Origin of the sequence: Tannerella forsythia (genome assembly GCF_001006485.1) — a bacterium.
In the GTDB taxonomy this organism is placed as follows: Bacteria; Bacteroidota; Bacteroidia; order Bacteroidales; family Tannerellaceae; genus Tannerella; species Tannerella forsythia.
The window spans coordinates 64,095-78,343 of the sequence record NZ_JUET01000092.1 but is presented as its reverse complement, the minus strand read 5'-3'; the positions used below and the strand labels follow the sequence as shown (position 1 = coordinate 78,343).

Genomic DNA, 14,249 nt, shown 5'->3' with positions numbered 1-14,249 from the left:
ACCTGCGAGCGTCGCGACGACGTGCGAAGCGCACGAAGCCTTGATCTTTTCGTTACTTTTGGATCAAGCCAAAAGTAACGGAAAAGAGATTCATCGCTTCGCTCTGAATGACAAATTAATGGTTAATGGTTAATTGTTATGCCGGGTACACGCCAAATCATGTATTTAGAAAATAACCATTGATAATTAACCATTGTCGTACATTCGCATGTCCATTACTAACGGTAAATGCCGAACAGTGTATCGCGTAATTTGGGTTTGTAAAAATAATTCATTAAATAATTTGGTTTACAAAATAAACTACATTATTTTTGCGATGTGAATCGATTCAAAAAAAGGAATTATTTAGTAACAAGTAAAAAAAACAGTTATGAAAACATTGAGAATGATTGGACTGTTCGCTGCTTTGGGACTGAGTGTATCTCTTTATGGACAGTCTGCGGATGTAACGGTAGTGGTAAAAGGCGTCAGGGAAGCGAAAGGCAAAGTAATGGTTGCGGCGGGAGATAAAGCGAAACCGCAAGAGATGATCGGAGAAATGGTAGCGGTTACTTCGACAGGCGATGTGGTCTGCGTACTGAAAAACGTACCGGTCGGCAAAACGAATATTTACGTATATCAGGATCTGAATGAGAATTTCCAGCTCGATATGGATGAGCAACATATCCCGATCGAACCGTGCAATACGAAAGAGAAGGTAACGATCAAAGACGGAGAAAACAAGTTCGAGATCAAACTGATCAACGTAAAGGAAATGATGGAAAAACGCTGAACCTCATTGTGTCGAAAAACAGACAGCCATGAAGCGGTTTCTTATTGTATTTATCGCAAGTGTCATCTATGCCGGCTTCGCTTCGGCGCAGGAGCGAAGCGGCAAGGTGACGGATAACAACGGCCGGCCCGTCGAGTTTGCGACGGTTGCCTTGCTGACGGAAGACGGGCAAGCGGCCGTGACGGTCACCGATACGCTCGGACGCTTCTCGCTTACCGCTGTCGGGGGCAAGTACCGGATCAACATCCGGCATCTTGCTTATCAGCCGTTGGAGCAGAGTATTTATCTTTCGGACGCGGCATCGAAGGCAGGCGATTTTTGCCTGAAGGAGCTCGAGACGAACCTGAACGAAGTAACCGTTACGGCTTCAGCGATCACACGCGAGGCCGACCGCTTCGTGATGAGGATGAACAATATGCCGCTGACCCTGAATAAAGACGCGATCGAAGTCTTGCAACTGGCTCCGGGCGTATGGGTCGATGGGAACGGTATTTCCATCAACGGGGCAAGGGGTACCAAAGTCTTTATCAACGAACGCGAATTGAAGATCAAAGGCAAAGAACTGATGGATTATCTGCGTAATTTCCGTTCGGCCGACATTGTGCGCATCGAGATTATCCCTCAGGCCGGAGCGGAATACAGCGCCGATTCGTTCGGCGGAGTGATTAAACTGACACTTCGCAAACAATTGGAGAACGGTATCAGCGGGCATGTGAAAGCCGGCACAGCACAGAGCCAAACGTTGGCCGATTATCAGCCGTCGGCCTCTTTCAACGCCCGTGCCGGACGCTGGACATTCAATACGTTTGTATCGGCGAATATACTGCCTGAAGGAAAAACAAACTCGGTGGAAACGCGTAATTTCCGGACAGGAGACAACCATGATTACTTTTCGGTTTCGGACGTCAATCGCACACTGCATTCGGGGTTGGGGAGGCTGGGTATCGTGTATGAGCCGGACAAACGAAACAGCTTCGGAGTTGAAGCGGAGTATTCGGCCGTAAGCGCCCGCAGTCCGTCGAGCGTCACGACGCGAACGAAGCCCAACGGTATCCTCGTCAACTCCGAAAGCGACTACCGGCAAAAAGAGACAGACCGTACCTGCTCGATGACCTTGAACTATGTGCATGCGCTCGATACGCTCGGATCAACCTTCAAAGTGATTGCCGACTGCACAAACAAACATGTGGAGGGTGACAACGACTATCATACCTCGTTTATCCGGAACGGAAAGACATCGGATTCGGTACACCGGAACAACACATCGTCGCATTACAGGATTTATACGGCCGACGGGGTGTTGAGCAAGCAGCTTTCGCCACGTACAAAACTTGTTGCGGGTGTGAAATACACACACAATGATATGTCGAATACGGTACGGTACGAAAGTCTTCTTCCTTCAGGCTGGCATCCGCTTCCGGCGTATCATTATTCACTCGGTTACACGGAACATATCGGAGCGGTCTATGGCACTTTTTCGGCCGAATACAATCGTCTCAGTCTCGTGGCCGGTCTGCGTGGCGAATATACGCATGCGAACGGGCATCATCACCGTATCCGTCAGTCGTACTTCGATCTGTTTCCGAACCTGAACGTAACGTATTCGTTCGATCCGATGCGGACGTTTATGCTGATCGGACAGTATTCACGGAATATCGAACGTCCTAATTTCAGGCGTCTCCATCCGAACCGGATACAATATTCGGAGTATTCGTATTACATCGGCAATCCGGCATTACGTCCTACGTATATCCATAAGATCGGTCTGACGGCCGTTTACCGCTATCGTTATGTGCTTTCGATCGGCGCCAACCTGCACCGCGATCTGGTGAGGGAAGTGCGGAAGACGGAGATGTCCGACCCGAACGTTACGTACATCATCCCCGAAAATCATCATACGGAAAATCATTATTATGCAGTGCTGAGCGCCCCTTTCCGTCTGACGAGATGGTGGGACATGAATGTTAATCTGGTAGGGGTAAAACAGGATATCCGAGGTACGGAAAGTGACCGCCGTGTGTCGCATTACCTTTATTTCGCTAATCTGACAACGGGCTTCTCGTTGCCGGCGAAGTTTCACCTCGAACTGACCTACAGCGGCACGAGCCGTCTGTATTCGGCCAATTCCGGTATCGAACCTCGCCATCTGTTTCATTTCTCGGTGAAGAGGCAGCTGTTGAATGATCGCCTCACGGCTTCATTAGGCATAAACAATGTGTTTGACCGTAAGATCGTTTATTTCTCGGAGATGAAACACCTGACAACACGAACGGAAGTATATAATCCGCAAGATGCCCGTTACCTCAAGTTCAGTCTGAACTATACGTTCAGCGCAGGAAAGCATTTTAAAAGTCGTACACTTGAGAATGGCTCGGAAGCGGAAAAGAATCGTTTAAAACGAACTTCCGATACAAGATAATTCATGATAAATTCATATTTTTACACTCATTTTTTTACAGCTATGGAAGAAAAAGAATTAAAGGACAAATCGCTCAACGAAAAGGAAAGTCTGGAACTCATCACACGGATGATCCAAAACACACAGCACCGACTGGAGCGCCATACCGGCATGCCGATGTTGATCTGGGGCTATGCCACGACTGTCACAACCTTACTGGTATGGTGGGCAGTAAACTATACTGGCGACTACCGGACACAATTTCTGTGGTTTCTTATTCCGCTCACGGGAGGCATCGGGTTATTCCTTTGGAAGAAAAAGCCCGCAGGAGTCCGTACATACGTAGACCGAGTTGTTGGATATATCTGGTTAGTCTTGGGCCTGACCGGTTTTCTGCTGTCGTGCCTGTCGATATTCAGCGTGATGTGGAAGCTGCCGATTCTGTTTATCATCATATTGATCATGGGTATAGGAACGATCCTGACCGGGTTGGTTGTACAGTTCAGGCCGCTGGTCATCGGAGGCGTGGCGGCGATGGGGATCGGAGTAGCCCATTACCTGTTGCCGGGCTGGGATATAAAGATGCTGACATTTGTGTTAGCCTTTGTCGTCATGATGATTATTCCGGGATATATCTTAAACCATCGAGCTAAAAAAGTATGTTCAAAGAGCTGAATCCGCTATTGCACGGTGAGCTGCGACTGGGTATTATGTCAATCCTGCTCAGTGTCGAAAGTGCGGAATTCAAATATATCCGTGAACAGACCGGAGCTACGGCAGGCAACTTAAGCGTGCAGCTCGATAAGTTATCGCAGGCCGGCTATGTGACGATAGAAAAAGGCTACCGCGGAAAAGTTCCCTGCACAACGTGTCGCATCACAGAGGCCGGGATTACAGCCTTCCGCGAATACGTCGAAGCGTTGAAAACGTATATCAACATCAAGTAAAACACACCGAGGTTACGGTATAAAAAAGAGAAGCCGGAAGTTTTTATCGATATTTTTCGACGAAAAACTTCCGGCTTATTATTATGCTCTACATAGCGCCGTTATTTACCGGCAACTTTCTTGGTGACGGCGCTTTTCTTCTTCGTTTCCGATGATTTTTGAATTGTTTCCAGTTTTTTCTCAAGCCGGTTAATTTCATTCGCCTGATTGCGGATGGTCGTGAGCAACGAGTTCAGCTCCTCGTTTTCGATCGAAGAGGGGAACTCCGCTTCGACACGCAGCATGAAATCGGAAAGTACGTTCATGTAGTTATTGAACGCATCGTACGGATTATCATACGGACTGAACAGGTTATAATGCTTCGTGTTCATGTAATAAAAGTGGTCGCTGCTCTGCAAATAGATCCAATCCTGCTTGATGCGACGATTACCCGACAGGCGCACCCGTTCTCCGATTTCGTTGATCTTCTGGAACGCTTCATGCTGCAATACATTACCTAACCACGAACTGCAGTCTTTTTCTTCATCGACCCATGACATCGGATAGGGAACGGAAACCACATCGACCGGTTTCATGTTTTCAAACACTTCGGAGGGCAGTGAGAACGAGAGGTTATTTCTTTCGGCGTACTGCGGTAACGCCTTGAAGAACTCGAAGATTCCCGTATCGGCCGCATGCATGGAGCCCAGTACTTCGTAGTTCATAAAGGCGTTGATCACCTTTTCCGGCTCGGCCGTCGAAGCAATCGCCGAGATATATTTATCGGCTGTCAGCGGGTATTCTTTCCATGTATAATCGTTGAAGCGGAGCGAAAGGTCTTCGCTGAAACGGTCGTTCTTCAGCAGCAATTTCAGCTGCGGGCGAACAGCCGACGCATAAACGTAGTTCGGACTTTTCCATCCCAATACATGCTTGGCTCCTTCGGTCAGCATGCCTTCGAAGCCGAGATTGTAGACAAGTTCGGAGATATCATCCGAATAGATCAGCTCCGTATTCCGGAACACTTTGGGACGAACGCCAAAGAGCGACTGTATTTTCTCCTTATGCATCTTGACTTGTGCCCTGAACTCCTCAGCATCGCCGAGCGAGGAGAGCGAGTGGGCATACGTTTCGGCCAGAAACTCCACACAACCGAGCTGTGCGAGTTCGCGAAAGCTGTCGATCACTTCGGGCGCATAAATTTCCATCTGTTCAAGCGCTGTCCCCGAGATCGAAAAGGCCACTTTAAACTTGCCGCCGCTCTTACGTATCATTTCCATGATGGTACGGTTAGCCGGCAAGTAGCACTTTTCGGAAATCCGACGAAAGATTTCTTCGTTCTGGAAATCGTCATAATAATAATGATTGTTTCCGATGTCGAAAAAACGATACCTTCTCAAACGAAAAGGCTGATGGATTTGAAAGTAAAAGCAAATCGTTTTCATATCTTCTGTTGTTTTAATTTTTTCCATACAAGACCCGATCATAAATCCGGCGCACTTTCTGCCCGGCATATTCCCATTTGATGTTATTAACTTCTTTCAATCCTTCCTCTTTCAAGAAGGCGTGCAGTTTCGGATAAGCGATAAGCCCGTAGATCGCATCGGCCAGCGCTTCGATATCCCAGTAGTCTACCTTGATGGCATAATCAAGTATCTCAGCGCATCCCGACTGTTTCGAGATGATGGAAGGCACACCGCACTGCATTGCCTCGAGCGGCGAGATACCGAACGGCTCCGAAACGGAAGGCATCACGTACACATCACTGGCTTTAAAGATTTCATACACCTGCTTTCCTTTCATGAAACCGGTGAAATGGAAACGGTCGGACAAGTTACGCGATGCGGCCAGACGGATCATCTTATCCATCATATCGCCGCTACCGGCCATGACGAAGCGCACGTTATCCGTCTTTGACAATACGCGTGCCGCGGCTTCGACAAAGTATTCCGGCCCTTTCTGCATGGTGATGCGTCCGAGAAACGTCACGATCTTATCCTTCACTCCGCGCTTGTCGGAGATGGAGAGGATATCGGGGCTGAGAGGCTCCACGGCATTGTGTACCGTTGTGACTTTGGCCGGATCCTGATGATACTTTTCGATCACCGTCCGGCGCGTCAGGTTACTGACCGTAATGATATGGTCGGCATGATCCATGCCGTTCTTCTCGATGCCGTAGACATCGGGGTTGACGTTTCCGCGGCTGCGGTCGTAGTCCGTGGCATGTACGTGAATGACGAGCGGTTTACCGCTGACCGTCTTGGCATGAATACCGGCAGGATACGTCAGCCAGTCATGCGCATGAATCACATCGTACCCTTCGGCACGGGCAATGACTCCCGCTACGATCGAATAATTATTAATCTCCTCCAACAGGTTGTCGGGGTAACGACCGGAAAACTCAAAACATCCCAGATCGTTGACATGCCGGTAACTGAAATCGGCGTAGATATGGTCGCGCAGCTTGAAATATTCCTGCGGATCCATATATTTCGACAGCCGTGCGGCTACCTGATCGTATTGTACCTCCTTCCACACGATAGGGGTATTGCATGCCCCGATAATCTTCAGGAAGCTCTGATCTTCATCGCCCCACGGTTTAGGCATCACGAACGTGATATCCATATCGGATTGCAGCGACATGCCCTTAATCAAACCGAAGCTCGCCGTTCCCAGTCCTCCGAGGATATGCGGCGGAAATTCCCATCCAAACATTAACGCTTTCATATCTTGCAATCTTTTATTTATTCGTCATATTCTTTTAATTTCTCAATCACCGCAAGGATGGATGCGATACTCATCAGGAACGATATGGCTCCACGCCCCGCAAACGGAGGATTACCGTCGAACAGCTCGGAGATCGTTCCGATACAATGCAGTGACATTTCTTCTTCCATACTGATGAGCGTACGCTCGGCGAACGAAACGCCTCCGCGGCCGAACAGGTTCAGGTAGGCCATCAGATACATTCCCGTCAGCCACGGCCATACGGGGCCTTGATGATACGCCAGATCGCGTTCGTACTGCGGCCCGATGTAGTTCGGACGATAGCCTTCGCTTTTGGGACTAAGCGAGCGCAGACCTTTGGGTGTCAACAGTTCTTTCGTTACAATATCGAGCACGCCGCGTTTCTGTACCCGCGTCAGCGGCGAATAGGGACAGGCCAGCGCAATAATCATATTCGGGCGCACGCTCCAGTCCTGATTCGGAGTACTGTCTACGTAGTCGAACAGGTAGTTGTATTGGTTCACGAACGTAGCGGGAAAAGACAACTCTAAGGCCGTGATCAGTCGATCGACCTTGGGCGATACGCTTTCGTCAAGCTCTTTATGAAAACAAAGCGCATTATACCAAAGCGCATTAAATTCGACGATGTATCCCGTGCGCGGCACGACGGGACGTCCGTTGACAACGGAGTTCATCCACGTCACCGGTTTCTGTCGCCCGTCGGAATACAGCAATCCGTTATCGGTAACTTTCAGGTTGGGATGCTTCTGCGCGATGATATAGGCGATGATTTCACCGACCAGCTCGCCATACAGTCGTTTCGCCTCGTCACGTCCTTCTTTCAAGCTGAAACTTTGTACACACCAGACGACCCATAGCAACACATCGGGTTGATCCATTTCATGAATAACCGGATCGGTTTTCCCTTCGCGCATAAATGTACGGAGAGCGGGAATGGCCGTATTCATCAGTTGTTCGTACCGATCCCGTTCGTTGAGATAAAGCGTACAGGCGGCCATCGAGATAAACATGTCGCGCGCACGAACTTTGAACCACGGGTATCCTGCCAGCAGATACACATCTTCGCCCTTCGGATTGTAAAATAACTGATGCGCCGAGTTTTTCAGACAGTTATAAAAATTGGAACGCGGGGTTCGCGCCTCTACTTCTTCATTGAAATAATCGGGGAGACCGGCCAGTTCGTCACGCAACATATCGCCGGCACAGAACACGATCGATTCTCCTTTTTCAATCGACAGCTCAAAATATCCGGGAACAAACAAATCTTCCTTGTACGGATAACCTCGCTCCTGCTCTTTCTGATACTCGATGCCGTGATACCAATACGGTTCATACACAAATTCCGTTTTTTTATTGAACTGCATGAAAAGCTCCGGATAACCGGGATACATACAGGCTTTGATACCGTTCGGCACTTCTTCATACGATTGATTGGCATTACCGTTGACATGTGTGAGCTCCCTGACGCTGCGGAAAGCCATAAACGGGCGAAAACGCAGCAGAGTAGCCGAATGCGCCTCTATCAAGGTATATCTGATCATGATCCGGTTGTGCTTCCGAGAGAAAATGATTTCTTTCGAAAGTACCACACCTCCCACCCGGTAAACCGTGCGCGGCACCGTTTCCATCGTATATTCGCGAATGTATTTGTGACCGTTCGGGCTGAAACTCCCGCCCTCGTACTTGTGCAATCCCAGATTGAATTCGGCACCGTGTTGAATCACTGTCTCGTCGAACGAAGAGAGCAGGACATGATTATCGTCATCCAGCTCCGGCACGGGCATAACGAGCAAACCGTGATATTTCCGCGTGTTGCAGTCAACGATGGTCGTGCAATGATATGCGCCTTTCCGGTTGGTACGTAGCACCTCACGTGATAAGGATTCTTCGAGGTTAATTATTAACGTTTTGTCGAATTTAAGGTAATTCATGTTTTTCTTCTTTTAAACCATTTTTAATCTCACTTATTTTGTTGAACTCTCAAAAATAGATACTATTTCAGACATAAACAATTTTTTTATCGAAAAGTTTGATGACAGGCTGTTTTTTTCAACTTGGCCGAACAGGAAAAAAGAAAGAAGAGAGGCCGCCATATTTCCGATACCAACTTCTTTCCGAAAAAAAAGCCGATTCAACATCTTCCGTCATAGCATATACAGACAACAAATCACCAACGGAGGTGAAGTTGATTTCTGTTTTTGCAAAAAATCTTTATCACAAAATTCGGAATGAATCAATTTCCATTATCGGGGAAACCCGAAAGGAAAAATTAAACGGATTGGGCCATCGGGGAAACCCCGAATATGGAATTGAAATAAAGGTATCGGTCAGGAGAGGTAACACGATACCATTTATGGTTTCGCAGAAGATTTCTCACTGTCGTTGGCACGGATTTCGACGCGCCTGATTTTGCCGCTGATGGTTTTGGGCAGCTCATCAACGAACTCGACGATGCGCGGATATTTATACGGAGCGGTCACCCGTTTTACATGGTTCTGAATTTCCTTCACCAGCTCCTCTCCTGCCCTGTCTTTATATTCTTTCGAGAGCACGATGGTGGCCTTGACTACCTGACCGCGTATTTCGTCCGGTACGCCCGTAATGGCACATTCCACTACCGAAGGGTGCGTCATCAGAGCGCTTTCCACCTCGAACGGCCCGATACGGTAGCCTGAACTCTTAATCACATCGTCCGAGCGCCCCACAAACCAGTAATAACCGTCTTCATCGCGCCATGCCACATCGCCGGTATAGTAAATACCGTCGTGCCATGCTTCGCGTGTACGTTCGGGATCGCGATAGTATGCCTGAAAGAGTCCGACAGGTTTTGCATCGCCTGTTTGAATAACGATTTGCCCCTGTTCGCCATCTTCGGCCTTTGTTCCATCGGGACGAAGCAGATCGATGTCGTATTGCGGATTAGGCAGCCCCATAGAACCGGGCTTCGGTGCTGTCCAAGGAAAAGTACAGATGGTCAGTGTCGTTTCCGTCTGACCGAATCCTTCCATCAGTTTGATACCCGTGAGTTTGTAAAACGTATCGAACACGGCGGGGTTCAATGCTTCGCCGGCGATGGTACAATATTGCAGCGAAGAAAGGTCGTATTTCGTGAGGTCTTCACGAATCAGAAAACGAAAAATGGTGGGTGGTGCACAGAGCGACGTGATTTTATGCCTCTGAATCATCTGTAACATATCGGCGGGTGTAAACTTCTCATGGTCATAAACGAATACGGTTGCTCCGGCAATCCACTGACCGTAGAGTTTACCCCATACGGCTTTTCCCCAGCCTGTATCGGCAATCGTAAGATGTAAGCTGTTTTCGTCCAGATTATGCCAATAGCAGGCCGTCGCGATATGACCGAGCGGGTAGAGAAAATCGTGGGCGACCATCTTCGGCTCGCCCGACGTGCCTGAGGTAAAGTACATCAGCGATATATCATCGTTCGTATTAACCTGCGCAGGACGTATAAACGGTTTCGCCTGCTTGATCCCCCGGCTGAAATCTTCGAAGCCTGAAGGGATTTCCGGTCCCACGGAGACGAGCGTCCGCACAGTCGGCGAATCGGGCATGGCCTCGCGGATATGCGTCAGGATTTCATTTTCGCCGGCACAGACAATCATTTTTATATCAGCCGCATTAGCCCGATACACAATGTCTTTCTTCGTCAACAGATGTGTGGCGGGAATCACCACGGCACCGAGTTTATGAAGGGCAATGATCGAGAACCAGAACTCATAACGGCGTTTAAGGATAAGCATCACCTTATCACCGCGCCCGATACCGAGCGATTGGAAATAAGATGCCGTTTGGTCGCTGTATTGCTTCATGTCGGCAAACGTGAAGTCAAGGTGTTCACCCCGGTCGTTCGTCCAGCACAGAGCTCTCTTCTGCGGAGCCTCGTCTGCCCATGCGTCGACCACATCGTAGCCGTAATTAAAATGTTCCGGGATCGTGATATGAAAATTCTTTTTAAAATCTTCCTGTGACGAAAACGTCGTCTGCGTTACAAAGCGTTCTAACATTTACAATATAGTTTCCCAACTGTTCTAGTTTTCAAAAATAAATTACACAATCACCGCCAGAAATTGGACGATTTCACCGTCAAGCGCCTTCATGCCGTGCGGCAATTCGGAATTGAAATAGATGCTGTCTCCTGCACCGAGAATCAAGTCTTTGCCATTAATTTGCAACAGCATGCGTCCATGGATCACGTAGTTGAACTCCTGTCCGGAATGTGTGTTGAGGTAGATCGGTTCACTCTCCGGCTTGGGATGTACGGTGACCATGAACGGATACGCTCTACGCTTCGAGAAGCCTGCGGCAAGCGACTGGTATTTATATGCTTTCGTACGCTCAACCGATACGCCTTTGCCGTTACGCGTCACGAAATAGGCACTCATCTTCGGTTCATCACCGAACATGAGTGTCGTTAATTCCACACCGCAGGCATGTGCAATACTGTGCAACACGCTGACAGAGATATCCGCTGTCCCGCTTTCGAGACGCAGGTATTCATCAGGTGACATCTTACAGACCTTCGCCATCTCTTCCACCGGAATATCCAATGCATCCCGAAGTCCTTTCAGACGTTCGGCAATTTGTTTGATTTCTTCGTTCATCACACCATGTATTCTACCTGTTTGAAAAGGTCGCCCTTGCGTCTGCGACTGCCGGAAGACCTTGTATGTTTCATCGAGCCTGCAGGGACAAATTCCTGCCCTTCGTCAAAGAGTTCCACCGGAAGGCAATTATTTCTGCCGTGTGCGCTGCGTCGTTTTGGCTGCAGTCGCTTTCTTCGGTGTCGCCTGTTTTTTTGCCGTTGTCGAAGCTGCAGCTGTCGATTTCGCACGCACAGTCTTTTGGGGCGTTGCTTTCTTCGGCTCTTCGACAGCAGTTTCAGCCGTCTCTTCTTTCTTTTCCTGTTTTTCCTCCTGCGGCTCATACTCCGTAATACCGGCTTCCAACAAGAGATTGTACCAAGTCAGCAAACGCTTGATGTCCGTCGGATAGACACGCTCGCGGTCGAAATCGGGAAGTAGTTCGGCCAGATAGGCACGAAGTTCGTCCGGAGAAGCCTTGCTTAACTCAATCGACACTTTTTGGCCGTTCTCTTTCTGTTTCACACTGCTCAGCACTTCGTAGAGCGGCACTTCTTTCTCGTTCGTATAAATCGCAATGTCTCCCAGCGAAATGACTTTATCTCTCGCATATGCCGGAATCCGCTTTTTATCCGTCAGAGATTCAATAATCAACATATTCTTTCCTTGTGAAACCATCTGATACAAACCGGGTTTTCCCGATACCGACAGGATTTTTTTCAGCATAACTCTTTCTTTTTACATTTTTATTATGATGGACAAAGATAATGCAACTCTTCCGAATTCGACAAAAATAAACATATTTTTAGCATACTGTCTTTTTCATCCGATTCCCCCTAATTCAGCCATAAGTGCCTCCATTTGGGGAATCAGAGGTGTGTGCTCATCGTTCAGCACGACTTTATCGGCCAGGGCTTTCTTGCGTTCATCCGGCCATTGATAGCTCATGCGCCGCCGCACATCGGCTTCCGACACACCATCGCGAACCGTGACGCGACTGAGGCGCACCTCTTCCGGTGCATCTACCATAAGCGTCCAATCCACTTTTCTGTTAAAACCCGATTCAAACAGAATGGCAGATTCGAGTCCACAGACCTCCGTTTGCAAACCGGCCTTCCAGCAGTCAAAATCTTTCGACACTTCGGGGTGAATAATGGCATTGACTTGTTCGAGCAGGACCGTGTCGCGAAAGATTCGTTCGGCCATTAATGCACGATTCAGGCCTTCGGAGGTGTAGATGTCTGCACTCAGCAATGCCGTCAGACGCTCTCGAAGAACAGGTGACGAGACCGTCAAACGTTTACTTTCCCTGTCCGCATTATATACGGGCACACCATATGTTTCCAGCAGACGCGAAACGACCGATTTACCGCTCCCGATGCCTCCCGTGATTCCGATTACCGTCATTTCTGCTCCAGAATAAATTCAATCTTTTCCGGAGTCAGTATCGGATTCGACAGCCGTGCGGGCCGTTTTGTCAAACGAATAGGCAATTCGCCGGCCTCACGATGGGTCTCAAACTCATGAAAAGGAATCCGTATCTCAAAGTCCGCCTCAGAAACTTCCTTGAAGCGCGAAAGCGGGAGTTTGAAAAGCAACTCGACCGAAGACGGGAACATGCGCAAGATGTAGTTTCCCGGCACACTGTCGCACTGTATCGGCAGAGCCAGCCGTTTCTCGGTATATTCTTCAACCGGAATGCTTACCTTCACTTCTTCCGGTTCGTAGTGCACTCCTTCGATCGGTTGAAGACCGACGGTAAGTTCTTTCGTTTTGTTGAGATTCTCAACATTCAGAGAGACAGTCTTCACCGTGAGCAGGGTATCCAGCATGGCACGATCAGCATACGCCTCCACCTTCGATGGGGTAATCGTTATCGTATCGGAAATCTGGAAGCCGGGCTCGAGTGAAACCAGTAGATCAAGGACTACCGGCACGTTTTTCTTCAACAAGTCATCGTATTCGATCTGTATGGACGACGGTTCGAAGCTTAGCAGTGAGGTCGACAAGATCAGTTGTTTCGATATACTCGTTTCGATCATGCGACGGGTTACCGTGCCTTTGTGCCCTCCGGCCTTTTGAAGAGCTTTGACATCTATCTCAAGCGGAGCAAACGTCCTAAACCACGAATAATTGATCAGTACTGTTCCACGGTCTCTCACCCTCGCAATAATCTCCTGCGGATTGTCGCCCGTCAAAACTTTACCAGTCGGTACATTTTTATATTTCACCGGGATGACAATCTCTATTTCGTATTCGTCCTGCAAGGTCTGCAGGTACCAGAATCCCAGCGAAAGCAACAGAAAGATCATAAAAGTAAAGACCTCCTGCCATTTCCGTCGACGAATGAGGGTCTTTACTTTTCGAGTCTCGGACTTGAACGAGGGTGATTTTCCAAGTCGCGACATATGATGTTTTTTATTTGGTTTGCTGCTGCACATCTTCCGACGAGGCGAACACCGAATTTTTCTCGATCCGGACCCGCACGCCTTCCGAAATTTCTATCAACATGGACGTCTCGCCCAAATCCTTGATCTTTCCATGAATTCCTCCGGAAGTGATCACCTTATCTCCCACCTTCATCGCTTCACGTGCTTTCTGAATATCTTTCTGGCGTTTCTGCTGCGGACGGATCATCATAAAATAAAAGATCGCCACCAAAGCCACCAATAACAAAATATTTATGTAGCCCGCATTTCCACCTGCAGGCGATGCGCCGGCCGGCGCCTGTAACAATAATACGTTGAACAAATTCATATCTCTTTATACATTAAAAAAATAATTGTTTCGGGCAAAGATAAAGC

Annotated in this window: 12 protein-coding genes and 1 pseudogene; 4 read left to right on the top strand and 9 right to left on the bottom strand. The window is 48.5% G+C overall.

The window, feature by feature from the left end; genetic code table 11:
• Positions 1–370: 370 nt before the first annotated feature.
• From Tanf_RS09250 to Tanf_RS09235, 4 genes are read left to right on the top strand one after another with little or no spacing between them, the layout of a single operon-like run.
• Entirely contained in the window at positions 371–772 is a 402-nt protein-coding gene (locus Tanf_RS09250) for a DUF2141 domain-containing protein (protein ID WP_014223636.1), read from the top strand.
• A gap of 28 nt (positions 773–800) precedes the next feature.
• Complete coding sequence (locus Tanf_RS09245; RefSeq protein WP_046825666.1) at positions 801–3,191, top strand: TonB-dependent receptor; 2,391 nt, start codon at positions 801–803, stop codon at positions 3,189–3,191.
• Between the two features lie 42 nt (positions 3,192–3,233).
• Positions 3,234–3,845 carry a hypothetical protein gene (locus tag Tanf_RS09240; RefSeq protein ID WP_046825665.1) on the top strand — a complete coding sequence of 204 codons (612 nt, stop codon included), beginning with the start codon at positions 3,234–3,236 and terminating at the stop codon, positions 3,843–3,845.
• Positions 3,830–4,117 (top strand): winged helix-turn-helix domain-containing protein, encoded by a 288-nt coding sequence (locus tag Tanf_RS09235; protein ID WP_046825664.1) that lies wholly within the window; start codon positions 3,830–3,832, stop codon positions 4,115–4,117. The genes Tanf_RS09240 and Tanf_RS09235 overlap by 16 nt, the downstream gene beginning before the upstream one ends.
• Before the next feature lie 101 nt (positions 4,118–4,218).
• Here the strand turns inward: Tanf_RS09235 and Tanf_RS09230 are convergent, their stop codons facing one another.
• The 9 genes and pseudogenes from Tanf_RS09230 to yajC all read right to left on the bottom strand — a co-directional run bounded on the left by Tanf_RS09230 (position 4,219) and on the right by yajC (position 14,202).
• Positions 4,219–5,541, bottom strand: a complete 1,323-nt coding sequence (locus Tanf_RS09230; RefSeq protein ID WP_041591006.1) for a glycoside hydrolase family 57 protein — start codon at positions 5,539–5,541, stop codon at positions 4,219–4,221.
• 13 nt (positions 5,542–5,554) lie between these two features.
• Entirely contained in the window at positions 5,555–6,823 is a 1,269-nt protein-coding gene (locus Tanf_RS09225) for a glycosyltransferase (protein ID WP_046825663.1), read from the bottom strand.
• Between the two features lie 17 nt (positions 6,824–6,840).
• Positions 6,841–8,775, bottom strand: coding sequence for a glycogen debranching enzyme N-terminal domain-containing protein (locus Tanf_RS09220; RefSeq protein WP_046825662.1), 1,935 nt, complete (start codon positions 8,773–8,775; stop codon positions 6,841–6,843).
• 420 nt (positions 8,776–9,195) lie between these two features.
• A complete protein-coding gene (locus Tanf_RS09215; RefSeq protein ID WP_046825661.1) occupies positions 9,196–10,869 on the bottom strand; it encodes an AMP-binding protein in 1,674 nt (557 codons plus the stop codon).
• A 42-nt stretch (positions 10,870–10,911) separates the two neighbouring features.
• Complete coding sequence (locus tag Tanf_RS09210) at positions 10,912–11,466, bottom strand: helix-turn-helix domain-containing protein (protein ID WP_014223647.1); 555 nt, start codon at positions 11,464–11,466, stop codon at positions 10,912–10,914.
• A 276-nt stretch (positions 11,467–11,742) separates the two neighbouring features.
• Positions 11,743–12,171, bottom strand: a pseudogene (locus Tanf_RS09205) (DUF5606 family protein); the annotation flags it as partial.
• Between the two features lie 96 nt (positions 12,172–12,267).
• On the bottom strand, positions 12,268–12,852 hold the full coding sequence (coaE, locus tag Tanf_RS09200; protein WP_014223650.1) for a dephospho-CoA kinase: 585 nt from the start codon (positions 12,850–12,852) through the stop codon (positions 12,268–12,270).
• Positions 12,849–13,853 carry a CdaR family protein gene (locus tag Tanf_RS09195; protein ID WP_014223651.1) on the bottom strand — a complete coding sequence of 335 codons (1,005 nt, stop codon included), beginning with the start codon at positions 13,851–13,853 and terminating at the stop codon, positions 12,849–12,851. The genes coaE and Tanf_RS09195 overlap by 4 nt, the downstream gene beginning before the upstream one ends.
• Before the next feature lie 10 nt (positions 13,854–13,863).
• Positions 13,864–14,202, bottom strand: coding sequence for a preprotein translocase subunit YajC (gene yajC, locus Tanf_RS09190; RefSeq protein WP_014223652.1), 339 nt, complete (start codon positions 14,200–14,202; stop codon positions 13,864–13,866).
• Positions 14,203–14,249: the final 47 nt, after the last annotated feature.